Below are 24,908 nucleotides of genomic sequence, written 5' to 3' on the forward strand. Positions count from 1 at the left end.
AAAAGCCTATTCGTAATGTACGACCAACGTCTTGACGGAGAAGACTCTCCGACGAGTCGCCCTGTTCCAATTTGAATGACGCATTTTTTCCTGTTCCACATCAATGAAACATTTTAAACACTCCGTGTCACTTGCGCTGATCGCTCTGGTCTTCTGCAATTTGAGTCAGGCTCAAACTCTTTCGCAAGAAACGCAACGAGAAGAGTCGGCTACGCCGCAGAAGGCTGCTTGGGGCGACCTCGGAAATGGCACCTTTAAGAACCCGTTCTTGTTGGCCGACTACAACAACTTGGATGTCATTCGAGTCGATCAGGACTTCTACATGATTTCGGCATCGCACCATTTCATGGGCATGCCGGTGCTGCATTCCAAGGACATGGTCAACTGGACGTTGATCGCTCGGATCAGCCGCGAGTTAAAAATCCATGAACGATACGACACGCCCGGACAGGCCTACCAACATGGAACATGGGCACCCGCCATTCGGTTTCATGCGGGCAAATTCTTTGTTTACGTTTGCACACCTCAAGAAGGCTTACTGCTTTCGACCGCGACGAATCCGGCCGGCCCATGGAGTCCCTGGACGCTCGTGCGGAATGAGAAAAACTGGGAAGATCCCTGTCCCTTATGGGATGATGTGAAGGACGCGGGAGGTGATGGCCCGGATGGAAGGCAGGCCTATCTGATCCGAAGTCGCCTGGGAGCAGGGCCGCTGATCATTCACAAGATGAGCTGGGATGGGACGACGGTTGCGGGTGAAGGAAAGATTGTCGCAAAAGGCCCAGTGCTCGAAGGTCCCAAGTTTCATAAGCGGAACGGCGAGTATTACATTTTTGCGCCGGAAGGCGGCATCGACAAAGGCTACCAGGTCGTGCTCCGTTCTCGCAATATTTGGGGACCTTACGAGAAACGAAAAACGCTTGAACAGGGCTCGACGAACATCAATGGTCCGCATCAGGGATCATGGATCGACCTGGAAAGCGGAGAGTCCTGGTTCTATCACTTTCAACAACACATGGCTTGGGGACGCATCGGGCATTTGCAACCGGCGGGTTGGGATAAAGATGGGTGGCCGTGGATGGGAAAGGATCACGACGGGAACGGGATCGGCGAACCGGTGTCGCATTCCCCAAAGCCGAATGTCGGAAAAGCTTTCCCCGTTTCGCTTCCACAAAGCTCGGATGAATTTGAAAGTGATTCGCTCGGCCTGCAATGGCTCTGGAATCACAATCCGGACGACGCTTTCTGGTCATTGATAGAGCGGCCCGGTTGGCTCCGGCTTAAAGCCAAACCGATTTCCTCTAAATCCGGGATCGCCGGGGTTCGCCATCTAAAAATCCCATTTGTCGAAGACAGCATTCACTTCGCCTACAACACACTCGTGCAGCTGGCGATGGGAAAGGAGTGCTCGGCCACCATCAAGATGGATGCAAGCCAAATGTCTGAGGGCCAGCGAGCAGGTGCAACGTTGTTTGGAAAAAACTACGGCTGGATTGGATTGGTGAAAGAGAATGGAACGCTGAAGATTCGAGCCAACATCAAAGGCAAGTATTTCAATGGCCCCGACTTTCAGGGCGACACGATCTACCTGAAGCTTGCTATTAGCGCTCCCTCCAATCCTCGTTTCTATTTCAGCATCGATGGTTCAACATTCCAGCGGCTTGGGGACGACTATTCGGTCGGACGCGACTGGTTCGAGGGAATCAAATTCGGCCTATTTACCTACCATCTCAGCCAAGCTTCGGCGGCAGGTCATGTGGATTTCGACTACTTTCGCTACAAAAGCGATGGGCAGAGACCCGAGGGGCAGTAGCCGTTTGAGCCGCTAACTGATATCCGAGTTGTGGCCTCCGCAGTCACCCTCAATCTAAAAATCAATGAAAACAATGTCTCGAATTTGTCTCGCCCTGGTTGGCTTAATCACGCTTACCACCAGCGTAAGCGCACAGCGATGGATGGAGCAGTTAGATCGCGGTGTCGTCGCAATCCCGCGAAAAGACGGCTCATGCACGGTATCCTGGCGTGTGCTGGGAACCGACGCCGCCGGAGTTTCCTTCAATGTATATCGCGTCGTGGAGGGCGAGATTCCTGAACGGGTCAACTTTAAGCCAGTCAGTGGCGCGACTTTCCTTGTCGATGAAGCATTTCGGCATGGAACGGAAACCACTTATCTGGTCAAGCCGCTTATTAACGGCGAGGAGCGAGCGGCGGACGGAAGCTTCACGGTCGCCACCGATGCGCCATTTGACTACCTTTCCATTCCACTGCAGACACCAGAGCGATATACGCCGAACGATGCGTCGGTAGGCGACCTGGATGGCGACGGACAATATGAGATCGTCCTCCATCAAACCGGGAAAGGGCGCGACAGCAGTCAAGGAGGCATGACCGATCCTCCAATTCTTCAAGCCTACGAGTTTGATGGGACGAAGCTGTGGGAGATTAATCTGGGAAAGAATATTCGCGAAGGGGCGCACTACACTCAGTTTATGGTTTATGACTTGGATGGCGACGGAATTGCGGAGGTTGCCTGCAAGACTGCCGATGGGACCGTAGACGGCGTTGGCGCAGTGATTGGCGATCCCAACGCGAACTGGGTGAACGAGGGTGGTCGAATACTGGCGGGCCCCGAGTTCTTGACGATTTTCAATGGTCAGACTGGCGCGGCCATGAAAACCGTGGATTACATTCCGGCTCGACACCCCGACACCGAAACGCCAACTGGCAAGCAGTTGGATCGAATCTGGGGAGATGGCTATGGAAACCGGGTTGACCGTTTTCTGGCTGGCGTCGCATATCTCGACGGCGAAAAACCTTCCTTGATCATGTGCCGCGGTTACTACACGCGATCAGTCCTCGCAGCCTGGAACTGGCGTGAAGGCAAGCTTGAGAATGTCTGGACTTTCGACAGCAGCTCGGATCCGAAGTACCGAGCGTTTTCGGGGCAAGGTAACCACGGTTTAAGCATTAACGATGTCGATAACGATGGTAAGGATGAAATCGTTTACGGCGGGTGCACTATCGACGACGATGGAACGGGCCTTTACAGCACCAGGCTAGGCCATGGCGACGCGCTCCACGTGGGAGACCTTGACCCAACGCGTCCCGGTCTTGAAGTCTTCCGCATTCAGGAGCCCAGAGGAAGCGCTGGCGCGCACTATTATGAAGCCGCAACGGGAAAGATGTATTGGAAGTTGCCTTCCACAAGCAGGAGGGGCGAGGGGCCAGGCCGCGGCTTATCCATTGATATCGACCCAAGGCACAAGGGCGTGGAATCCTGGGTCTTTGGGGGTGGCATCCGTGGCCTGTACAACAGTGATGGCAAGAGAATCAGCGACAGGAGTCCTCCATCCTGTAACTTCGCCGCTTGGTGGGATGGCGATCTGCTACGCGAAGTTCTCGACAAAAACTGGATTGGCAAATGGGACTGGAATGAGTCCAAATTGGAGCGTTTGTTGACGGCTGAAAATTGCACTTCCAGCAATGGGACAAAGGCAACGCCGACCTTGAGCGCGGATCTTCTTGGCGATTGGCGAGAGGAAGTCATTTGGCGGACCAAAGATAAAAACGAACTGCGATTATATGTCACGCCGATTCCGACGGAGCATCGGATGACCACGTTAATGCATGATCCCCATTATCGGCTCGCGATTGCCTGGCAGAATGTAGGCTATAATCAACCGCCTCACACCGGGTTTTATTTAGGACCGGGCATGGATATGCCCAAATCGAATATTCAGGTCGTGCCGCTTCCCAATGCCGATACGCAGGCTTCCAGTTTTGAATTGGAACCGCAAACCGCCGAGCGGTAGCAAGAATGCAAAAGCTGATTCACCACTAGAAAATTTGGAGACCTAAAAAGGTGTCAGGAACGAATGGCACTGCCGTTGGTTTTCCGTGCTTTATACCGCGACATTTAATTCTGCTTTCGCAACGCTTCTTGGTTTCGTTAGCAACGCAATGACTTTAGGCCTTCGCTTGTTCGCTCGTGGTTCAACTCGACCAAGACGATTGCCAACGGTTTGACTTAATGATATCAGCATCCCTTGTTGCACAAGTTCACTCGTGCATTTGACACCTCCCAGTAGCCAAGTCACGCCGAGCGACTGAAGCGTTGCGGTGAAACTCAATGTCCGTGGCATCCGGTTGGCTAGCGATGCGTTTTGAAGCCTTTTCTACCGGACGAGGTTGTAAGCTAACGGACACCGTTTCTCGTTCCTTGAGTCCGCGCGCTGATTTGCCTTTGTCAAATGTTCTTCTCAAGTGAGGCGAGTTATACTCACTGGGATTTCCATCCGTATGCCGAATGAACAGGCGTTATTGAACATGGTATTCTTGCCGAGTCTGGCATCGCCGCATCGAACAATCCCAGGGATGCTTGTGTTGATCGCGCTTGCTGCCATCCCTTGTAAGCCGATTCATGCGGCGGCTTTTCCTAATTCGGCTGAAGTGGATGTTTGCGTCTACGGGGCGACTCCTTCGGGAATCCTGGCTGCCATCGCTGTGAAACGTGAGAAGCGGTCCGTCGTCATTGTCGAACCTGGTCGTTGGGTTGGCGGGATGCTGGGTGCCGGGCTGAAACCTCTCCAGGACTGCCCTAACTTTGCTGCCACCGGTGGCATGACTCACAAAATCCTCCCGAACCTGGGCGCCAGTGCTCCAACGCTGGTTGAATCGAGCCTGGGGAGCCTGAACCCGAAAGCGATTCGCGAAGACTTCCTTGCACTGCTCCAAGAGCACGACATCAAGGTTATCTACGACCATCGAATCGCGAGCTGTGAGCTGCAACGTGGAGCGATCAAGACGGCCATTTTTGACCTCGCACCCTTCGACGAACTTGGTTGCCCCATTGCCAGGCCAAAGGAACGAAGTCACTTGCGCGTCACGGCAAAGGTGTTTATCGACGCCAGCTACGAAGGCGACCTGATGGCGCCCTCTGGCGTTCCCTTTCGTGTGGGGCGCGAGGCTGAATCAGAGTTCGACGAAGCACTCGCGGGGGTGCGTGAACCGATGGAAATCGCGTCGCTGGATCCTTTCGTCGAGCCTGGAAATCCCGACAGTGGTCTTTTGAATTGGGTGGAGAATGACCACGGCAAAAGGATCGGTTCTGCTGACGAATACACTCAAGCTTATAACTACCGCTACTATACGACGAGCGATCCCGAGCATCGTGTGCCGCTGACTCCCGCGCAGGATTACGACCCGGCCGAATTCGAGTTGGTGGGGCGGTATGTCAAACACCTTGCCCAGACGATCGACGATCCTGAACGACTTCATCGAAGTCTGGTCGCTATCTTTCCTGGTTGGAAGAATGACGGCGAATGGAATTACCAACGCAGCTCTCTGTTCTCCATGTCTCCTCTGGGCATCAGCCACCTTTACGCCGGTGGCGATTATGCCGCCAAAGCACGCGTGTGGAAGCAGCACCAGGACTACCTGCGCGGTATCCATCATTTCATGAGCACGGATCGTCGCGTGCCCGAAAGTTATCGCCAGGAAGTGGCAAAGCTTGGACTCGATCGTCGTGCGCATCCCGATACAGGTGGCTGGCCGGCTCAGCTTTACATTCGAGTGTCTCGCCGTCTGAACGGACAGTACACGATCACCTCGCACGACGTCTATAACCGCCGCCAGGTCGACGATCCGATCGGACTTGCCCAGTACGGAATCGACACTTATCCCGCACGTCGGATTTGGGGTCGAGGCGCCGAGGGTCGCACGTGGGTCGGTATCGAAGGAAAGATGTTTGTTGGCGGCGACAAAGGTCCGACCAATGTTCCTTACCCAATTTCGTATCGTGCGATTACACCTCGTAAAGGCGACTGCACGAATCTGCTGGTGCCTGTCTGCTTCTCGGCCAGCCATCTCGGCTATGCGTCGGCACGCATGGAACCTGTCTTCATGATCTGTGGAGAGTCTGCCGGAATTGCCGCTTGCCGGGCGATCGAGGAAGACGCGAGCGTTCAGGACATCGATGCGAAGAAGTATCAGGCTGCTTTGGTGGCTGCCGGTCAAAAGTTGGAGTGGGATCCGGAAAAGGATGTCGCTCCCACTCGGAATCGCGACCGCCGAACGTATTCCCGACTCCTGGCCGAAGCGGATCGTGACGGTGACAAGGCCGTCTCGAAATCGGAATGGGACACTGGCAAGCCGGGCTTTGAGTGGCTCTTCGCCAAGATCGACCGCAACCAGGACGGGAACCTCAGTGAAGAGGAATACAAACTCTTCCAGAAATACAAAGCGAGTTACAGCGACTGGGCCAAGCGACTCAAGCAATAGAATGCCCCTCGGTCACTTTTCATGCGAGACACCAGCGTCAGGGGCTCGCCATATTCGGTCGCTTTCACGGTGAGTGTGCCGTTGTTGTAGCTGGCGTCGATCGCTTCGGGGCGAGGTGGGTTTCCTATGCATAGCAAAACGAGAATCACCATGAATCGACGAGATGCAACGAGCGCTTTTGCCGCGACTGCGATCGGAGCGGTGTTGTCGACCGAGGCTTCCGCCGCGGCTGATACAAACGAAGAGGCATCCAAGATGGACTACGATGCCATCGTGGTCAGCGGTGGACCATCTGGATTGAGCGCCGCTTTGGTGTTGGGGCGGAGCTGCCGAAAGGTGTTGGTTTGTGATGCGGGCCAGCCTCGCAATCGAACTTCGCCCGCCGTTCACAGTTTCTTTTCGAGAGACGGGATTCGTCCGGCGGAGCTGCTGAAGATCGGACGCGAACAGTTGAAACCTTACGACGTCAGCTTTCACGATGGCCGCGTCACAAGTGCCCAAAGATCGAATCCTGGATTCCGTGTGCAAACCGAATCGTTGGACGTGGAAGCTTTCTTCATTCGGGCTCCTGTGGTTCCCCGATCGTCGCTCGCCAAGCAGCTCGGATGCAAGCTCGTGTCGATGACTGGCGTGTATAGCGACACCGCCGAGACGGACCAATTCGGTGCCACTTCCGTGCCTGGTGTCTACGTGGTCGGGGATGCCTCCGTTGGAGCACCCCAGGTTGCGACAGCCGTGACGGATGGTGCGATGGCTGCCACGATGATCAACAAATCGTTGGTCAAAGACGGTGTTCCATCGAGGTAAGAGAACGTTCTGTCAGTCGAAGATGCGATTGAGAGGTGAATCGAAAGGATGCACACGGTGGATGATGACCTGTCCAAACGGCAAGCGGTTCTGGAAACGGTCTTTGGCTTTTCTCAGGCTGATCTTGCAGCCAATCGGTCCGGTGAATTGTCGGCAGCCCAGAAGGAACGGATCTCAAAAGCCCACTTTGCGAACTCACGTTTCGCATGGGTGGCCTTCTCGATCGTGTTTGGGGTGGCTTTCCTTGGCTTCTGCGCGGAGATGGTTCGCACCGGCGCCTTCGGGATTCGATCGTTGTCGGCGTACGTTGGTGTGACGGTGTTCTTCGGTCTGATTCTGTGGGGCTTCATTCTTTTTCACCGGTACCAGATGAAGCGAACTCTTCGGGATGGAAAGGCTTTCCCCGTGAAAGGCAAGATCCTGTTGTTCACGATGCGGTATGACAAATTGCTGCATCGATATTTTTGCATTGGCGGTCATCGGTTCCAAATCGAACGGTATGATCACTTTGAATTGCTGCAGCAGTCTGGTTTGGCAGGGCAGGAAGCCGTCATGTATGTCTCGACGCCACGGGAGGCGGTCCAGTCGGTTGAGTTGAAAACCTGACTTTCTTCAGGTGGTTTACGGACGCTGCTTGAACGCAACGTCTTGGTCATGCCAGCGTCTGTCGCGTCGCCCTGTTCTTGGGCATGCTCGCTGAGATCGATAAGTGGCGTTTTGCTCAAGCTCATGGTGAAGAGCACGATGTGTTGATTTCAAGCCACTTGATTGGCTCGGCGAAGCATTTCAGGGCCAACCAATCAAGCGGACTCCTGTGACCCGAATCCGGGCGGTCTGCGGCCAGGGCCGGAGATTCAGCCGAATCGCTATCGGGCTGGCGAGTGAAGTGAAGGCGGGTGGCTTCAATTCAGTTGGCGGATAGTGGATGATGGGGCGTCAGGTGTTATCTGCAGGAAAGGGATCCCCATGAGAATCGAGTTGCGTTCAATCTTCTACCCGAAGCCAGTTGATCCGAACGGATACCTTCGTCCGCACGAGCTTTCTGTGTACTGTGCGTCAAGCGAAGACGAGGATGGCGAAGTGGTCGCGGCTCGGTTGGCGTTCGACTACCTCGACGTCGCACGGATCGAGGAGGAGGGTGTGAATGTGTGGGAAGTCTGCGATGCGGATTCGCAGGGATGGCTCAGCGTCTGCTCAGCGATGCTTGAGCCAACCGCGAAGTACGCTGAGTATCGGAAGGAAATTGGAATCGATCATCCGGTGCTTGGTTTGGTCTTCATTCATCGTGCTGTCTTCCACTCGTCGATGCGTGATTGGCAAGGAATGATCGTCGACTCCGTGTCCAGGATGTTCTCGGGTGAAACATCGACGATGATGTGGAGAGAAACGACTGGTATGACAGATCGTGAACTGGCGAGTCTCGGATTTCGGATCGTTGCTGGCGAGGATTTGTTGTTTCGCCCCAACATGATGCGAAGCGAGTACGAGCCTGCGAACGATGACCGAGATCCAAACTTTGATTTGAAGGTCCCCAAAGAAGCTGGTGAGTATGTTCAACAGCAATGGGACCAGCTGTCGGAGCTCGACTTAGACGGGATTTGAACCAACCCGAAGGACACCTGCGCCGATACGATCATGCACCTCGAATTGGCATCTGCGGGCACATTTGGAATGCCCAAAAAGGTTCGTCAGACAACAGCCAACGGAATTGGTCTTGGGAGTGATTGCTGTCTTCCATGAAATCACTTGCTGAGTCACCCCTGTATAGCAACGAGCGAAGAATAAGTGCCGGATTGAAATGGTGACATCGGCTTCCAAACTGTGTTCCTCGCAATCACAGGCTGGAAGGCTATGGCATTCATTTTCCGCTCAATCCTTAAACCGACTTTGGATCGAAGTCGGCTAGGTTTGGCGAATCGGTTTTCACGCCTCCCGCCGGAACATCGATTTTGGCACTCCAGACGATTCCGTTGAGGATCAGGCGGCGCAGGTCTTCGTCACGCCAGTTCTTGTAGTAGTGCGGCATCACGACGCCGAATCCGCGGCCGGTGTCCTCTCTTTCGATGCACCATGCGACTGTTTCTCGCTTGGGAGCTTCCGGTGGCAACATCGATGTCGCCAGAACGGTTGCTTTCGGGGCAACTTGATTTCCATCCGCACCGAAGTAGTTGTTGAAGTAGGGCTCGTCACGAAGGGTGAATTCTTTCCAGCCTCGCGTGACCGGATGATCGGTCTCCACGGGAGTGATGGTTGCTTTGGGGAAGACTCTGGCGAACGATTCGTGGTGCGGGCAAGAACGGTTGGCGAAGTAACCACCCATCCATTTCAACAGCGGGTGGTCGCCATCGGGCGTGACGTCATCGCCCAGCAAGCCCGTCGCATAATGAATGCATGCGATGCCCACGCCTCGCTGCATCATTTCATCCAGGTCGGCAAGGTTCTGCTGCGGGTTGGGGAGACGGTTGGGCGGGAACAGATCCCCGATGAAAACCACCGTTGATGCGGCGTCGCGAAGAGATTTTTCGGGCCAGCCTTCGACCACGTCCGCCTGGATTCCCGACAGATTCTCGATCTGTTCGAGGGCGTGTTTCATCAGCCGACCACCGGCAGCGACCTCGTGAGTGCCCGGCGGATGGCTGCTGGGGCCGACGACGATCAGGACTCGCGTGGAACCATCGGCCAACTCATCGGACCATCCATGAGCTGGCGATACCGCCGCACCAGCGGCGACGAGTCCGGATGTCGTCTTGATGAATCCGCGACGGGACGCATGTGTTGATTCGCTTGCCGGACGGTTGGTTTGGTTCGTCATTTCGAAGGTTGCTCCAAGTGATGTGATCTGTTTCGACGCTGCAAGTTCTTTGATGTTAAGTGATCGAGCATGGCGATGTTCACCAGTGTGCACTCCCGACGGCCTCGTTCACATGATTGAAGCCATCCCGTTTGAGTAGCTCCGCCAAACCGGTGCAAATGCGTTTCACGACACTGGGGCCTTCGTAGATCATGGAGGTGTAAACCTGAACCAGCGAAGCACCGAGACGGATTTTGTCGTACGCGTCTTGCGGGGTGAAGACACCTCCGGCACCGATGACAATGTATCGATCGCGATCCATCCGGCGGTACAATTCTGAAATGCAATCGTTGATCAATGCAGCGATGGGACGGCCCGCCACAGCACCAGGCTTGTCGATCAGATGTTCCGGTGCGACCGAAAGCGGTGGCTTTTGAGAGGGCAGGTTGAAACAGAAGCCACGCACAAAGGCGAAGCGTTCGCACTGAGTGAGCAAGCGATCCAGATGACCGGGATCATTGTTGGGGGCTATCTTGAGAAAGACCGGGGATTGGATTTGCAGCGGAGCCAAACGTTCGAGCAAACGTTCGACATTGCCAGGTTTGGCAAAGAAGCTCTTGCCGCCTTGGGCGTTGGGACAACTGAGATTGAACATCAGGTAGTCCGCATGAGAATGAAGTCGGCGCGTGCTGAATTCGTAGTCGCTCAGGATCTGCTCGTCGCTGCACGTGGGTGCGTTTGTTCTATCGTTGGTCTTGACGATGTTGACACCAAGCGGGACGCGACCGCGGTGAGATCCCAATCGTATAGCAACGATCTCAGCGCCATCGTTGGGCAGTCCATAGTTCACGACGACGGCGCTGTCTTGAGGTAGCCGAAACAGGCGTGGCTTTGGGTTGCCGCTGGACCTTCTCGCCGAGACGGAACCGATCTCAATCAACCCGGATCCCAACGCGTCCAGCATTCGCAAGGCACGTCCGTTCTTGTCCCACCCAGCCGCGAGCCCGATTGGATTGTCGAATCGGAGCCCAGCCACTTCGGTCTTCAAGATTGGATCATGAGACTCCAGGCACCGTCGCGCGACATTGGTAACCCCGGGCAACACACCCATCCATCGGCACCCTTCCACTGCGAAGTGATGAGCTGTTTCCGCATCGAGTGAAAAGAGCAGCGGCCGGATGAGCGTTTTGTAAAAAGTCATCGCTGTCGCTTCGGTTCCAGGATTTTGGTTGTCGTGCCAAGCCTCGCATGATCAATCATCTGGTGTGTGGGATAGGCTTCCAGCCTGTCAATGCATTCCTGACAGGCTGGAAGCCTATCCCACTGTTTGCTCGCGCGATGCCAAGTGAGTTTATCGTGCATCAAGGTACACACATCTTACGAGTTATTCAGCCAAGTCACTCCGAAGCACGCAGGAGGAGATGAACCGTAGGCGGGACCAAGTGAAGCAACGTCCCGGCAGTCCAGCACCGCGTTCAGCGGATTGGTTGTTCTCAGTCTGACTCTGAAATGGAGTCGCTTGCCCAGGCTTGAGTGACCTTCTCATTCGGGAGCCAAGATTTTGCTGAGTCGATTGCATCGAGTTTCGAGACGGGACCGTGCTCCTTCGAAGCGACATCAGCCACCCAACCCTTTGTGAGGTCAACCGGCAACAGATCGACCGATCCTTTGCGAGGATCAACATTCATTGGCAGTCGAAGTTTGATCATGGCTTCGGTCCATTGGATGACGATGTCGTGGGCAGCCCACGCTCGCCAATCGATGACAGATGTTTCGTCTTTCTCGAAGTGCATTCCTTTGGGCCAGTGCGACTGACCTGGCAACCAAACCCACGCGCGTGGAGATCCGTTCCGGCGAGCTTCACGAAAATGTTCACGTATGTCGGCCGGCTTCCCGTCGTTCGCGCCCATCAGGTAGAGCCCCGGAACCTTCACCGCAGCCGCTTCCTCTTCCATCAATTCTTTGGACGTGGGGTTCGCTCGCAGGGCAATGTGAAACGCGATCACGCGTGCGGGTTTGAATCGCACAAAGTCCTGTGCGACTCGGCCGCCCATCGAATGGCCCCACAAAACAAAAGGGGCATGCCGAAGCTCCGGCCGATTCAGGGTTTCAGCAAATTGCTCGCAAGCCTTCAGGATCGACAGACCGTACCCGTTGTCACGAACGCTCTTGGCCTCGAACTCGCAGTACAACATCGCAGCAGAGTTCCGATCAGCCATCGCTCGCCACTCTGGATCAACGAAGAGACGCCTGCCGGCACCACGCATGTTGATGACGAAAAGCGAGCGGATGACTGGCGTGTCATCGGGGACCCAAAGTCGATAACTGGATTCTGCGATCAGCGGTTTGCTACTGGCAGCGACAACGGTTTGATAATCGCGACCAGTTGCCGCTTCTTCACCAGCCGCGTGATCGGCACTGAAGAAAGCCAGCGAGAGCAAAGCTGCGAGAACAATGGCTACGTTGTGCATTTGATTTCGATCGGCGATTTGGTGAATCTTGAGTGCGTCGGCAGCTTGAAAGCGAGGATCGGGAGGCTACCTCCGTCCCCGGGAGTGTGTTACCCATGTCCCCGAACAAAACATTCTACCGGCCGTGCTCGTTTGGGCTTGCGACCAATTTAGCACCACGCCCGAACGACCAACCACTTTCGTTGGTGGCATGGGATCGCATTTTGGCCGGTAGAAACCAGTCCTGCCGGTCTGCTTGAGGTACCATTTGGGCAGTGTCCCCTCCGCCCGTCAGAGCCAATCTTCACCGATGCGATCTTCTACCAGTTTCTACCTTGCCCTCGTCGTTCTATGTTCGCTGGCCTTCATCGTCGATTCATCCGCGCAGGAATCTCCCTACGACGTGTTCCCTGAAGCCGAGCCGCCCTACTACTCGGTTCGTTATGAGGCGTCCAAAGAACCTGGTCAGCTGACCTATCCGGTGAGGTACACCATTTGGATTCCGAACGGTGTCGCAACACTTCGCGGCATTGTCGTGCATCAACATGGTTGCGGAGAAGGATCGTGCAGCTCCGGCCTTACCGGTGCGTACGATCTGCACTGGCAAGCTCTGGCCAAGAAACACGATTGTGCGTTGCTGTCTCCGGCTTATGAGCAGCCACAGAAGGCGGATTGTCAGATGTGGTGCGATCCACGCAACGGTTCCGCTGCAGCGTTCGATCGCTCGCTCGTTGATTTTGGCAAAATGTCGGGGCACCCGGAACTCGCTTCCGTGCCACTTGCCCTTTGGGGGCACAGCGGAGGTGGACACTGGTGCGGCGGGATGGTGATGACCCAGCCCGAACGTATCGCCGCCGCATGGCTTCGCTCCGGTGTGCCTCTGTTGGAAGTCAATCCCGATCGACCAGCAATCAAGCCGCATGCCTTGCCCGAAACGGCACTCAGCGTTCCGATGATGTGCAATCCCGGCACCAAAGAAGGCGTGACAGTGAAAGACGGGCGCTTCGCCAATGTTTGGCCAGCGAACCTCGCGTTCTTCAACAACGTTCGCGGTCGTGGTGGCCTGCTCGGGGTTGCCATCGATCCTCTGACCGCACACGAATGCGGAAACTCCAGATACCTGGCGATTCCTTGGCTGGATAAATGTCTCTCGCTGCGACTGCCTTTGGAGTCAGGGCAGGCGTTGCACAAGATTTCGCTCGAAGGAGCGTGGTTGGCAGAGCCTACCGGTGCGACCGCCATACCCGCCAACCGATTCGAGGGCGACCCGGTCAAGGCAGGGTGGCTACCCGATGAGACCATTGCCAAAGCGTGGATGAAATTTCGAAAAGACACAAACGTGGTCGATACGACACCGCCGCCCGCACCAGCAAAAGTCCAGCGTGATGGAAACCGGTTGGATTGGATTGCGGAAGCAGATGTCGAAAGCGGAATTCAGAAATTCATCATTCTTCGCGATGGAGGATTCCTAACGGAAGTTGGCGGTCGCGGCAAGAATCGCTTCGGACGCCCGTTGTTTCAGAACCTGCAATACAGCGACACTCCCGTTCAACCGCTCGCAAAGATGGAGTTCGTCGATCGGACAGCTGAGCCTGGTGTCGATCATGACTACTCCGTGGTTGCCGTGAACACGATGGGGCTCGAGTCAAAGCCCTCACCGGCGGCACCCGAAGTTGGTGGTAACTGACCGCTTCATGATGCCAAGCTAAATTTCTTAGCAATCATTGCTCGGGAAATCTATTCTTACTTGGGACCACTGACACGAGAGTTGGCGCCCGGAGCACTTGTTTTCGGAGAACGATATGCGGGCTGGAATCCGACATGGCAGATTATCCAGGAGGCTCTGCCCTACATCGATGTTGTTTCCGTTAAACCTTACAGCGCTGAATTTGAGTCCTTCGATGCTTTGGTCAACGCACATTATTGGCGACTCCACACGGATCTTTCCAATGCGAATGAGACACGTGACAACGTCGAGTTTCTGAAGCAGGTCGTCGACAAGTACGACGCCACGGCACGCCATTTGTCGACAAGAGCCCAATCACATGTTCTTTGGCGACAAGCTCAACGCGAACACCGACAGTGTCGATACCGGGCTTCCGGTGACTGAAAAATACGTCGATGCTGTTCTGTACCAGATGTATGGGCGTTGCGAGGTCCAGAACCTGGGCTGAATCGTTGGGCACGGCTGACGAGCAAGCCATTCATCAACGGGAACTCTTCAAGTCGCTTGGTCAGTGTACTGACCGTCTCTATCAGATTGCCTTGGGCAACGTATGAAATCTGACCGACGGATCATTTCACCGTGAGATAGAGCAGCGGCAAATTACGTCGTCAACATGCAGGCTCGTTTGAGACAAGGAGACTGAATGCACGGCTAATCGGATATCGGCGTAAATTGAATTTCGTCGATGACGAATTCGCCAGTCGCACCAAGGGAGATCGACTTTGTGTCGGGGATCTCCCATCCCGGTGGCAACTCAATTTGAGTCGGATCTCCGCTCCATCGAATTGCTTCGATGCCATCAATGAAAACCACGATCTCATTTTCGCGGACATTCAGATCAACGGTGCGATGTTCATCTTGCTCAAAAAAGAATCCTTCCGTCCAAGTCGGTAGCGATTCATGCCGAGCGATTCCGTCAATGCGTTCGATAAAGCAACCACCAACGTCACGGTGTGTACCTACCGCGAGCATGCCGCTTGAATCACCAAATGGAAAAGCGATGTTCAACCCACCATAGAGTTTGTTGGCGTCACTGCGACGCGCAACCACGAGGCTCAAGTCGTATTGAACGGGCACCTCAACAGGTAGTTGAAGTACGGCGCGCAGTCCGCGCTGGAAATCTGGCGTCAACAATTGACCCGCCTCTATTCGCCACTGACCGATGATGCTGTCCCGGATCACGTCTAATTCGTTGATCGCGTCGATACTTCGCTGCTTCTGATCGGGTTCTGGCACTGCTGGCAAAGGAGCCTCACTGGGTTGCATCGGATTGGTTGCTGGCAATCCAGTCTCCGTTGTATTGAAACGCCAAGGGTTGACGAAAAGGAAAAATCCAATGACGCAGCATGTCAACAAAACAGCGCCTACTATTCGCCACCTATTCACTGTGCGTTGCGAGGCCGCAGTAGCATCGCTGTGCCTACTCGTCGGCAAAGCGTCCGGTGCGGCAGCAATGAATGGCGTCAAAGCTTGGATCACATCGTTGGGTGTTTGATATCGATTCTTCGGGTCAGGAGACATCATCCGACCGATTGCGTCTCGCAAGCTGTCGGGAATTGCGTCTTCATCGAGCAAGCCTTCGGAGGATGCTGCGTCGGCTTGATCCATGTCGTGCCTGCCCGTCTTTTCCTGCACACTTGGCGGCCTGCCGAACAATAGAAAATGTAGCGTGGCTCCTAGCGAATAGATGTCACTACGAATATCCGCTTGGCGTGCATCTTGAGCCTGTTCAGGTGCCACGTAGGCTGGCGTTCCGATGTACGTTCCAATCGCGGTGATGCTATGGTCAGCGGTCCGCACGCTTTCATTCGAATCATCCGGCACAGCAAAGGAAGCCAAGCCGAAATCGAGAATCTTGATCGTGACGTCCGACAATTCAGAGGTATCATCACTGGAGCCCTCATGCGCGGTGGACATCATCAGGTTCGGTGGTTTGATGTCGCGATGGACCATGCCGTTTTCAAAGGCGTGCTGCAAACCAGCAGCAACCTGCACGACGTACTCGCAGGCAACAGGAACGGATAAACGTCCTCGATGCTTCACCAGTTCAGCCAGATCGATCCCATCAACATGCTCCATCACCAACAGGTGTAGCTCTCCGACTTGTTCGGCGTCGAAGGCGGCGACGATATTGGGGTGAGCCAATCGAGCAGCGGCTTTGACTTCGCGTTGGAAACGTTGGATCGCCTTTGCGTTTCGAATCAATTCAGGTTTGATGACTTTGATTGCCACCATGCGATCCATCAGGCGATGCCGTGCTTTGTAGACGCTGCCCATTCCACCTTGTCCGATTGCCTGAAGCACTTCGTAGCGTGGGTGTGTGGTAAGCTCGGCGGAGACGGAAGACAACGGTGAAGGATTGTTGTCGGCCACTGAGAAATCCGAGTCACCGCCGACCAGCTGGTTTTCGTCGACAGTTTCCCGCTCATCGAGATTTTCAGAATCCGGATGTGGAGGGGGGACAGTCATCATGCATTTCCGAAACAAGCAGTCATACGTTGGGACGATCCCCTAGCAAGACTACGATTTGGGATTCAAGCACTCAAGATCATGCAAGTGAGTACCGATGACTGACGCAGAATTGGTCGACGCAATCACGAAGGGAGACGAAATCTCGATCGGCTACTTTGATGAGTCCCCCATCAAAGTGAAAAACGATTCGGTCAGTACGGAAGAGGCGATTGAGGCCCTGAAGAACTTTCTCCGTTTGACCTCTGCGGACCGATTTGCCGATTCTCGTCATCCTTTTGCCTACTACCAGTTCATGGTGCATGAGTGCGGCAATGACTTGCTCGGGAAGCAGAGCGGGCAGCTGAAGGAGCCGACGCAAGTTTGGGAGTACGTCACTCCACTGCATTTCTATTTCGCTAAATCGGACGACAAAATGCATGTCGTTTTGGAAGCCAACGTTGCCTGGTACTCCCACGGGATGGTGATGAGTTGGGAAAACGGCAATACGCTTGTCAGGGTCAGCGAATTCGATGGGACGACAACGAACGACAATCCTGAATACGTGTTCTGCACCTACAAGCAAGAGTTCAACACGAAGCGAAGTTAAGAGGGCCGTTCACGATGAATTGCGGTTGGTTGTTCGTTCGACGATTAGGCTGGATCAGGGATGATCTTTCCGGTTCGGTCATCGACTCGGTGCAGTTGGGTGATGTCTCCCATCGCTCCGTCGCTGGTTTTCAATGAGACCAACCAGTAGGGATCGTCGGGCACGTTGGCGGACACCATTGCTTGCAGGATCTCCGCATCATGCACACCGTTCTCGCTGTAGAGCTTTGCGTAGAACTCCTTTTCCCGGCGAATTCTTTCGCGGTCAAAGAGCACCGCCGAACACTTGGTGCCGGGCGGAATGTTGCCCAGGTGATCGATCACGATCATGATCGCGGCTTTTTGATCCATCTCTCGTTTCGTCAACTCTGGCTCCTCAGTGAGTTTTGAAGGTGCGTCTTTGCAGTCGTTTTGGTTGGTCGTTCAACGAAGATTAAGTGGCATAGGCTTCCAGCCTGTGTTCCGCGCAATCACAGGCTGGAAGCCTGTTCCACTTGTTTTACCGGGCTGCCGATTTGTAGACGTCCGCCTCGGTTTTAGCAGAAGGAACCGGGGCTAACGCCTAAACGACTCACAAGGAGAATTGGAAGGCGACTCAATTAACTGGTCGTTATGTGTCGGGTTACTTGAAATGGATTCTTGGGCTGTGTCCATAGTGACGTTGAAGAACGCCGTTGGCCAACGAGAAGAGTCACACATCTTCCAAATTAGAGTCGTGGTTTGGGCGGTTGGACGGCGGGTTGCCAGGGGGCGATGCCGTCGAGCTTGGTCTCTCTTGAAAACACTTTGCTGCCGCAGGTGACGTACAGCGTGGTCATGTTCTCACCGGCCAGAACGCAGTTGGAAAGCTTGCCCGACAAAATGGGACGCGAAAGGATCAGGTGAACTCGGCCGGGCGGGTCGATGATTTGAATGCCCAACTTGGTGGCGACCAAGAGTGGCCCATCCTTGGTCATGGTGACTCCGTCGGCCCCGCCGATCATGTCGTCTTGCGGCGTGTGGACGTAACTGTAGGGCTGGCCGTGCAACAGTTTTCCCGTCGCGGCGTCGATTTTGTAGGACCATACGTAACGGCCTTCTGCATCGACGACCATCAGGAATCGTCGGTCAGGCGTGACGATCAATCCGTTTGGTTTCTTGGGTCCTTTGCCGGCTTGAATTGGCTTGCCATCTCCTCGGGGGTTGCCATCGGCGTCGATCGGCAGGTACCAGACGGCTTGTTCGGTGGGACCGGTGAAGTAGATGCCATGTTCCAGCACAACCAAGTCGTTGCAGGAAACGCCCGAGCACAGATCAGTGCGTCGGCCATCGGGATCGATCCGTGTCACGGTCAGGGCTTTGTTTCGTGCGCAGTAGAGACGGCCGGCCGCGTCGTACATCAACGCGCTAACGCCCGGCAGGTCGTCAACAAACTTGGTCGCCTTGTTCGTGCCGGCGGCGATCTTCCAGATTTCGCCTCGTGGCCCATCGATGAAGGACACGTCGCCGTTGGGTGCGACGGCGGGGCCTTCGGTGTACTTGTGGCCTTCACTGACCAGTTTCCACGATTCGCCTTCGATCAAGCGGTCTTTGATTTCAGGGTGTTCTGAAACGTTGGTTTTGATGGGACGATCGAAGTCTTTCCACAGCCATTTCATTGCATCGGGAAAGATCGCTGCGCCGTGTTTGCCGTTGTGGCCGCCCTCGCCCCAGACGTTTTTGACTTGATAGCCGGCCCACTGCAGTGAGGCCAACATCGTTTCGTTGGCATGCCACCAACTGCCGCCGTAGATGTTCAAGTCATTGCTGCCATCTTGCAAAAATACTCGCAGCGGTTTGGGTTCGTGTTTGCGAACCAGGGTTGGGTATTCGTTTCCGCCTCGCAGCCCGACGTAGGTGCCAACGGTGCTGAAGACTCGGCGGAACTGATCGCTACGGTGCCAGGCCACGCCAAACGCGGCGATCGCGCCGCTGCTGCTGCCACCGATGGCTCGCAGGTTGGGATCGTCGGTGATCGCATAGGATTTGCGGACTTCGGGGATCAACTCATCGATCAGGAACGAAGCGTAGTGATCGCTCACGGTGTCGTATTCAAAGCTGCGATTGAAACGATCCTGAGCCCCCTCGCCACCGGGAACGACACCGGGGTTCACGCAGACGGCAATCGTGACCGGCATTTCGCCGCGATGGATCAGGTTGTCGAAGACATGGTGCAATCGATACTCGCCCTTTTCGCGGACGTACTTGGCACCGTCCTGCATGACCATCAACGCGGCCGGGGAGGACTCGTCGTATTGGGCGGGCACGTAAACGAAGTAGTCGCGTTCGGTGCCTGGATAGATCGTGCTGTCGGTGAATCGATGGGCCGTCACCACTCCTCGGGGAACGCTTTCCTTTGCCACGGTGTCGGGGTGAACTGGATAGCTCTCTTGGGCCAACGTTACCATCGCGGGCAGCAGGAACAAGATGAACGAGATTCGTGCACTGGCTCCTGAGAGGAATCTGGCCCCAGCGAGGAATCTGGCCCCGGCGAGGTATCGGAGGAAGGATCTGGCTCGTCGTGATTGGACGCGGCGGTGAATTGCGAATGTCATATCAATTCGTGGATGGGGGAGAATGTTCTGGGGAGAGTTGGAGGGGGCCACCAAGATAGTCGAGGCGAGGCGGTTTTGCTTCGCGGTGGCAAACGGAGATGCGTCCTGCCGTGGGCGATTTCGGACATTTCAGAAATTTTCTCGGTCATGAACTGGACCGTCTTGTTAAGTAACGGTGTGAGCACTTCTCTGGACGGAGCACGGAATGGACGAAACCGCACGACAGGCAACTCGACAATGGACACTGGCGCAGCCCGCTGTGTCGGCGTTTGTGACATCGATGGTTCGTGATTTCCGTGATCGCGATGACGTGCTGCAGGAAGTCGCTGTCGCTGTGATCGAGTCGTATGACTCCTATGATCCCGAGCTTCCGTTCGTGCCCTGGGCGATCGGTGTCGCTCGCAATCAGGTGAGTTTGTACATGCGAAACCGACGGAAAGACCTGTTGGTGTTCGACGACGATGCGATCGCTTGTCTGGCGATCGCGATTCCAACCGTGGCTCAGCAAGAATCAGCGAAACTGGATTTTGTCACGGAATGCCTGGGCGGTTTGGAGAACCGTGCTCGTCACCTGTTCGAGTTGCGATATCAGAAAGACTTGAAGCCCGCGGCCATTGCCGAGCGAGTGGACATGTCAGCGAATTCCGTCGCCAAGGCACTCCAACGAATTCGAGATCGCGTGAGAGCATGTGTTGAACGCAAGAGTCTGGAGGCGATGTCATGAGCCTTGCCATCGAAGATTTGATTGACGGCTACTTGGACGAATCGCTGTCGCAGGAACAATTTCAGCAACTGAATCAGTGGATCAAGTCCGACTCGCTGCACGCCCAGCGGTTTGCCTCGGCGATGTTGCTGCATGATCGGCTTCGCAATGCCTTCACGACGAACGAGTTCATGGCTGGGCAATCCACGGTCAATGATCCAGGGCCCGACCAAGATGACGAGCGGCCCAACGTGGTCACTCCGACCAGTCACTCTAGAAACGTTTGGGGGCGATCCGCGATAGCGTTGGCGACGACCGCGTGCTTGGTGTTGATCAGCGTCGCTCTGCTTTGGAATGGCTTGGGGACCACTTCGGCATTCGCAGCGGTGATGGAACTCAACCGCATCATCGCGGCCAACCGCCTGTCATTGGATCGGACGTTCTTGATTTCGGTAGAAGAGAGCGCGGCTCAAAAAGATCTAAGACGCGATTCGCCGGAGTATCGACGCCCGCCGAAGCCTTCTTTGAACAACGCGATCTTGGATGTTCGAGGTTCGGATCAGTTCGTGTTGAAACGGGAAGTGGAACCTGGTGTCTTCTTCGTCACCGGCAGCAACGGCACGACCAGTTGGGCGGTTCGGCCGGACGGACCGGTTCGTCTGAGCAACGACCTGACGCGATTCAATCGAGACTTGCCCGGGCACGAACGATCGCTACCGATCAACAACATCGAAGACGGTTTGGACGCTTTGCACACCGCCTATGAGTTGAAATTGTTGCCGGTGGAAGGCCAAACAAACGAGGTCCACGAACAGGACGTCGAAGCCAACACGGCGACCAGTCGTCGGATGGTGGCGATCAAGAAGCGAGGCTTCCTAGGGCCGGAACGAGTTGAAATTCTTTACACCGCATCCAGTGGCCAGATTCGTGAGATGCGATTTGTCGACATGCCCTACGGACGGAACATCGTCACGTTGAAGATGACATTGATGGAGGAACAGACGTTTGCTGCGGACCATTTTGATCATGAATCCCATCACGACCCGAAACGCATTGTGGAGTTTGAATAGATGAACAGGAAACGAATTTTAAAACCCGCCTTGGGTTTGGCCGCACTCGTTTGCGTGACCGCCGTCACCAGCTTCGTTTGGATGCAGGCGGGCTACAGCCAGGGAGAGAGTCGCGGCAAGGTTGGCAAGCCGCGAATCAGTGACACGGTGCAGGCGAACATGTACGCCGACAACTGATTCATCATGTACATCAATGGCGAGCTTGTCGCGGTCGACTCCATCCAGTTCATGCCGCACAACGTCATCTCCGTTGATATCCTTCCGGACTACCCGATGACGATTGCGGTGATGGCCAAGGACAATGCCGACGCCAAAACGGGAATGGAGTATGCCAACACGAGCATTGGCGACGGCGGGTTCATCTTGAAATTTGGCGATGGCACGGTGACCAACGCCGACTGGAAAGCCAAGGCATTTTCTCGAGGTCCCATCGATCGAGACACTAAGAATCCGAGGGTTGAAAACACTCCCATCCCGGAAGACTGGTATGCGGTCGATTTTGAGGATGAATCGTGGGGCCAAGCGACGGAGTACACGCAGGCGCAGATCGATCCGAAGGAACCGTTCTTCGAGCACGACTTCGAAGGCGCGCGTTTCATTTGGACGGAAGATGTCGAGATCGACAACACCGTCATCTTTCGACATGTCGTGACTACATCGCCAGACGGAAAGACTCGCCCTGACTTTTCCAATTTGAACGACATCGTTCCGAGTGGGCCTCGTCGAAGACCTCGGTGAACCCTTTCCGAACCATCCTTGAAATGAATGCCATGTTTATCAACTCACGCTCTCTCATTCCGACGATCGCGAGCCTGCTTTGTTTGATAGCGACCGCCCATGTCGCCGCACACGAAGGCGGGCATCATGGGCATTCACACGTGTCGACTCCATCGAGAACTTGGTCGATCGCATCGGATGGATCGCACCTGCGCGGATCGTTTGTTTCAGCGAGGGATTGCAAGGTTCAAATCCGCCGTGAGGATGGAACACTCACGGACATCGCGATCGAACGTCTGGTCGCTGCAGACCAAGCCTGGATTCGGGAACGAATGGAAGAGATTCAAACTCTCAATCGACAGCACGCGATTCGGCTCGTGGCGGTGAACCAACCGGTGCAAGCTAGCTCAGAGAATGCTGCGGCGAACGAGACGATGCCAGCGATCGGGGCGCACTTCCAGCCCTTTGAGAAATTGTTGCAGCTTCGCTGGGACAAGGACTTTCTCTATGTCGGTTCCAATGGGTTGCCGGAACATCCAATGATGATTGGCATTCGTTCGTGGCAGCAACAGGTTCCGATCCCGCAGAAGTACCTCGGAAACAATGCGTGGCAGATTCCGTTGCATCCGGTTCCCGCAAAGAATCCGATGTCGACCAAGAACGATTTTCTGCGTGGTGCGATTGCTCTGGCCGTCAACGGCGTGCCGATCTTCAACCCGCTGAACAATCGTGGTGATGATGCCTACTTGTTTGGCGAGCTGGATGAATACGGTGGTCATTGCGGTCGCGGGGATGATTACCACTACCATATCGCTCCGGTTCATCTGGAGGAGACAACAGGGAAAGGCCAACCGATTGGTTATGCCTTGGACGGCTACCCGATCTTTGGCTATCAAGATGCGAAGGCGAGTGATTTTGCACCGCTCGATGATCTCGGCGGGCACAAGGACGCCTCTGGCAACTACCACTATCACGCACAAAAGACCTACCCGTATTTGAATGGTGGCTTTTACGGGGAAGTGACCCAGCGTGGCGGTCAGGTGGATCCGCAACCGCGTGCCGAACCGATTCGTCCTGATCTGCGACCGCTGCGTGGCGCCGTGATCACGGGATTCAGCAAGACGGGCAATCGATTCGAGTTGGTGTATGACGTGGAAGGCCAACAGGGATCGGTGACCTATGTCGTCAAAGACGATAGCACGGTCGACCTCACGTTCCAGGACCCATCGGGTGAAACGCGAAGCGAAACCTATCGCAGCCGCATGGGCAAACCGTTTCTTCCCCAAGCCGATAGCTCAGGAACAGAAGGCGGTCCCGACGCTGATCAAACGTCTCGATTGAAAGTCACCAGCCCGGCGTTTGCTGCCGGCGACGAATTGCTACTCGAGTTCACCGGCGATGGCGCGGGTGAGTCACCACCGATTGCTTGGTCGAAAGGGCCCGCAGGGACTCAGTGTTATGCACTCAATCTTCGGCATACGCCTGGACCTGACGATGTGAAGTCGTACTGGGTGGTTTATGACATTCCAGCGGACGTCACTAGCCTGCCGCAAAACGCGAGCGGAATTGGGACGGTGGGGATCAACGACAAAGGGCACGCGGGATACGACCCGATGAAATCGAAGGGACCGGGTGTGAAACACTATCACGTGACTGTTTATGCATTGTCCGAGAAGCCCAAGTTCACAACGGCCCAAGTGACACGAGCGGATTTACTGGAAAGCATTTCAGACATCACGTTGGCACAAGGCACGTTGGACTTTCAGTACACTCGATCCCGTAGTCGTTCATTCCTGATTCTGATTGGAATCGGGGTTGTCGCTCTGCTGGCGGGAGCGTGGTTCAGTCTGAAGAAGTTCACAGCCCCGAGAGTTGCCGGTTGAAATCGAATTGCAGGTCGGGATGGACTTTTTCGATCGCCTTGTCGATTTTTTTGAGCTGCGTCGCGTACATGTTTTGGCTGACGCGGCAACCGCCGAAGCTGATTCGTTTTTCCTTGATCCGCTGGCAGAAGTGAATCCGGACTTGCAGCTCGGTTTCTTTGTCGCCGGAGAACCGCAGTGACTTGTCCATCCAGCGGACAATTTTGCGAAGCGTCTTTTTGTGGATTTTGCCGGAGACGCAGAGGTGCTCGTCGATCTCGTCGCACAATTCATCCGCGTACGCTGGTTCATCGTCCGCTTTCATCAGCAAGTACGTCAGCAGCTCTTTGCTCTCGACTTTGAACTTGGCCATTCGGACACAAACGTCGAGCAACTCATCCTCATCCAGCTTGGCGAGTTCTTTTTTCAACTGGCTGATCGTGGCGGCTTTCATATCGTCTCAAAGAGTGGGCGGGAGATCCCGAGCTGAATATTTTGATGCGGCACTGTCTTGGTGACCCGACGCGTGAGTTTTGAATTTGCGTTTTTCCTCTAATGGCCAACGGCCTCGTTCAATTCAAAACGTGTGGGTTGATGTTGGCCGTTGGCCAACCAATTTCCCTTCATTCTCGATCCCTGGGGCGATGCCCCAGGCTACGATGACGAAGGCCGTTGGCCAACAAGACCGAATGCAAAAGCGCAACTACAAAACTCACGCGTCGGGTTGTGAACTCGAGTGAATCAACACGCCTTCATGCTTCGTTTTACCAAAAAATAAAATCGCTACTTCAAAAGCTGGAAGGAGCGGTCGCGATATCTTAGCGGCCTGGCGGCGGGTGGGAATTCCCACTCACCGGTGGCGTTCTCCTGGTG

18 protein-coding genes and 1 pseudogene are annotated in these 24,908 nt (G+C 55.1%); 12 read left to right on the forward strand and 7 right to left on the reverse strand.

The window, feature by feature from the left end; all coding sequences use genetic code 11:
* Positions 1 to 124: 124 nt before the first annotated feature.
* From B2R17_RS18595 to B2R17_RS18620, 6 genes are all read left to right on the forward strand, one after another.
* Positions 125 to 1,813, forward strand: coding sequence for a glycoside hydrolase 43 family protein (locus tag B2R17_RS18595; RefSeq protein WP_286765141.1), 1,689 nt, complete (start codon positions 125 to 127; stop codon positions 1,811 to 1,813).
* Positions 1,814 to 1,886: 73 nt separating this feature from the next.
* Positions 1,887 to 3,812: a rhamnogalacturonan lyase gene (locus tag B2R17_RS18600; protein WP_286765142.1), complete on the forward strand. Its 1,926-nt coding sequence runs from the start codon at positions 1,887 to 1,889 to the stop codon at positions 3,810 to 3,812.
* A gap of 562 nt (positions 3,813 to 4,374) precedes the next feature.
* On the forward strand, positions 4,375 to 6,279 hold the full coding sequence (locus B2R17_RS18605; protein ID WP_286765143.1) for an FAD-dependent oxidoreductase: 1,905 nt from the start codon (positions 4,375 to 4,377) through the stop codon (positions 6,277 to 6,279).
* A 150-nt stretch (positions 6,280 to 6,429) separates the two neighbouring features.
* Positions 6,430 to 7,086 carry an NAD(P)/FAD-dependent oxidoreductase gene (locus tag B2R17_RS18610; RefSeq protein WP_008663594.1) on the forward strand — a complete coding sequence of 219 codons (657 nt, stop codon included), beginning with the start codon at positions 6,430 to 6,432 and terminating at the stop codon, positions 7,084 to 7,086.
* Between the two features lie 48 nt (positions 7,087 to 7,134).
* Entirely contained in the window at positions 7,135 to 7,692 is a 558-nt protein-coding gene (locus B2R17_RS18615; RefSeq protein WP_008663593.1) for a hypothetical protein, read from the forward strand.
* Positions 7,693 to 8,052: 360 nt separating this feature from the next.
* Positions 8,053 to 8,688 (forward strand): hypothetical protein, encoded by a 636-nt coding sequence (locus B2R17_RS18620; protein WP_008663591.1) that lies wholly within the window; start codon positions 8,053 to 8,055, stop codon positions 8,686 to 8,688.
* 274 nt (positions 8,689 to 8,962) lie between these two features.
* Here B2R17_RS18620 and B2R17_RS18625 read toward each other — a convergent pair whose 3' ends face one another.
* From B2R17_RS18625 to B2R17_RS18635, 3 genes are all read right to left on the reverse strand, one after another.
* The gene (locus B2R17_RS18625; RefSeq protein WP_037249692.1) at positions 8,963 to 9,898 is read right to left on the reverse strand and encodes a ThuA domain-containing protein; all 936 of its coding nucleotides are present in this window, start codon (positions 9,896 to 9,898) and stop codon (positions 8,963 to 8,965) included.
* 79 nt (positions 9,899 to 9,977) lie between these two features.
* Positions 9,978 to 11,078, reverse strand: a complete 1,101-nt coding sequence (locus B2R17_RS18630) for a quinone-dependent dihydroorotate dehydrogenase (protein WP_008663589.1) — start codon at positions 11,076 to 11,078, stop codon at positions 9,978 to 9,980.
* A gap of 292 nt (positions 11,079 to 11,370) precedes the next feature.
* Positions 11,371 to 12,348: an alpha/beta fold hydrolase gene (locus tag B2R17_RS18635; RefSeq protein WP_008663587.1), complete on the reverse strand. Its 978-nt coding sequence runs from the start codon at positions 12,346 to 12,348 to the stop codon at positions 11,371 to 11,373.
* A 289-nt stretch (positions 12,349 to 12,637) separates the two neighbouring features.
* On the opposite strand from B2R17_RS18635, the gene B2R17_RS18640 reads away from it, so the two are divergent.
* Entirely contained in the window at positions 12,638 to 14,014 is a 1,377-nt protein-coding gene (locus B2R17_RS18640) for a hypothetical protein (RefSeq protein WP_286765144.1), read from the forward strand.
* A 690-nt stretch (positions 14,015 to 14,704) separates the two neighbouring features.
* Here B2R17_RS18640 and B2R17_RS18645 read toward each other — a convergent pair.
* Complete coding sequence (locus B2R17_RS18645) at positions 14,705 to 16,525, reverse strand: serine/threonine-protein kinase (RefSeq protein ID WP_286765145.1); 1,821 nt, start codon at positions 16,523 to 16,525, stop codon at positions 14,705 to 14,707.
* A gap of 94 nt (positions 16,526 to 16,619) precedes the next feature.
* Here B2R17_RS18645 and B2R17_RS18650 point away from each other — a divergent pair, with 94 nt between their 5' ends.
* Positions 16,620 to 17,111 carry a DUF6985 domain-containing protein gene (locus B2R17_RS18650; protein WP_286765146.1) on the forward strand — a complete coding sequence of 164 codons (492 nt, stop codon included), beginning with the start codon at positions 16,620 to 16,622 and terminating at the stop codon, positions 17,109 to 17,111.
* 44 nt (positions 17,112 to 17,155) lie between these two features.
* On the opposite strand, the gene B2R17_RS18655 is transcribed toward B2R17_RS18650, so the two are convergent.
* Complete coding sequence (locus B2R17_RS18655) at positions 17,156 to 17,461, reverse strand: hypothetical protein (RefSeq protein WP_081610876.1); 306 nt, start codon at positions 17,459 to 17,461, stop codon at positions 17,156 to 17,158.
* Between the two features lie 356 nt (positions 17,462 to 17,817).
* Positions 17,818 to 19,554 carry an SMP-30/gluconolactonase/LRE family protein gene (locus B2R17_RS18660; RefSeq protein ID WP_286765147.1) on the reverse strand — a complete coding sequence of 579 codons (1,737 nt, stop codon included), beginning with the start codon at positions 19,552 to 19,554 and terminating at the stop codon, positions 17,818 to 17,820.
* Positions 19,555 to 19,888: 334 nt separating this feature from the next.
* On the opposite strand from B2R17_RS18660, the gene B2R17_RS18665 reads away from it, so the two are divergent.
* The 4 genes and pseudogenes from B2R17_RS18665 (at position 19,889) to B2R17_RS18685 (ending at position 24,056) form a co-directional block, all read left to right on the forward strand.
* Complete coding sequence (locus tag B2R17_RS18665) at positions 19,889 to 20,407, forward strand: sigma-70 family RNA polymerase sigma factor (RefSeq protein WP_286765148.1); 519 nt, start codon at positions 19,889 to 19,891, stop codon at positions 20,405 to 20,407.
* Positions 20,404 to 21,456 (forward strand): hypothetical protein, encoded by a 1,053-nt coding sequence (locus tag B2R17_RS18670; protein WP_286765149.1) that lies wholly within the window; start codon positions 20,404 to 20,406, stop codon positions 21,454 to 21,456. The genes B2R17_RS18665 and B2R17_RS18670 overlap by 4 nt, the downstream gene beginning before the upstream one ends.
* A pseudogene (locus B2R17_RS18680) lies at positions 21,457 to 22,194 on the forward strand (hypothetical protein). It abuts the gene before it with no gap.
* Positions 22,191 to 24,056 (forward strand): YHYH protein, encoded by a 1,866-nt coding sequence (locus B2R17_RS18685; protein ID WP_286765152.1) that lies wholly within the window; start codon positions 22,191 to 22,193, stop codon positions 24,054 to 24,056. The pseudogene B2R17_RS18680 and the gene B2R17_RS18685 overlap by 4 nt, the downstream one beginning before the upstream one ends.
* Here the strand turns inward: B2R17_RS18685 and B2R17_RS18690 are convergent.
* A complete protein-coding gene (locus B2R17_RS18690) occupies positions 24,031 to 24,489 on the reverse strand; it encodes a hypothetical protein (protein ID WP_008656341.1) in 459 nt (152 codons plus the stop codon). The genes B2R17_RS18685 and B2R17_RS18690 overlap by 26 nt on opposite strands.
* Positions 24,490 to 24,908: the final 419 nt, after the last annotated feature.

Origin of the sequence: Rhodopirellula sp. UBA1907, assembly GCF_002337565.1 — a bacterium.
Classification (GTDB): domain Bacteria; phylum Planctomycetota; class Planctomycetia; order Pirellulales; family Pirellulaceae; genus Rhodopirellula; species Rhodopirellula europaea.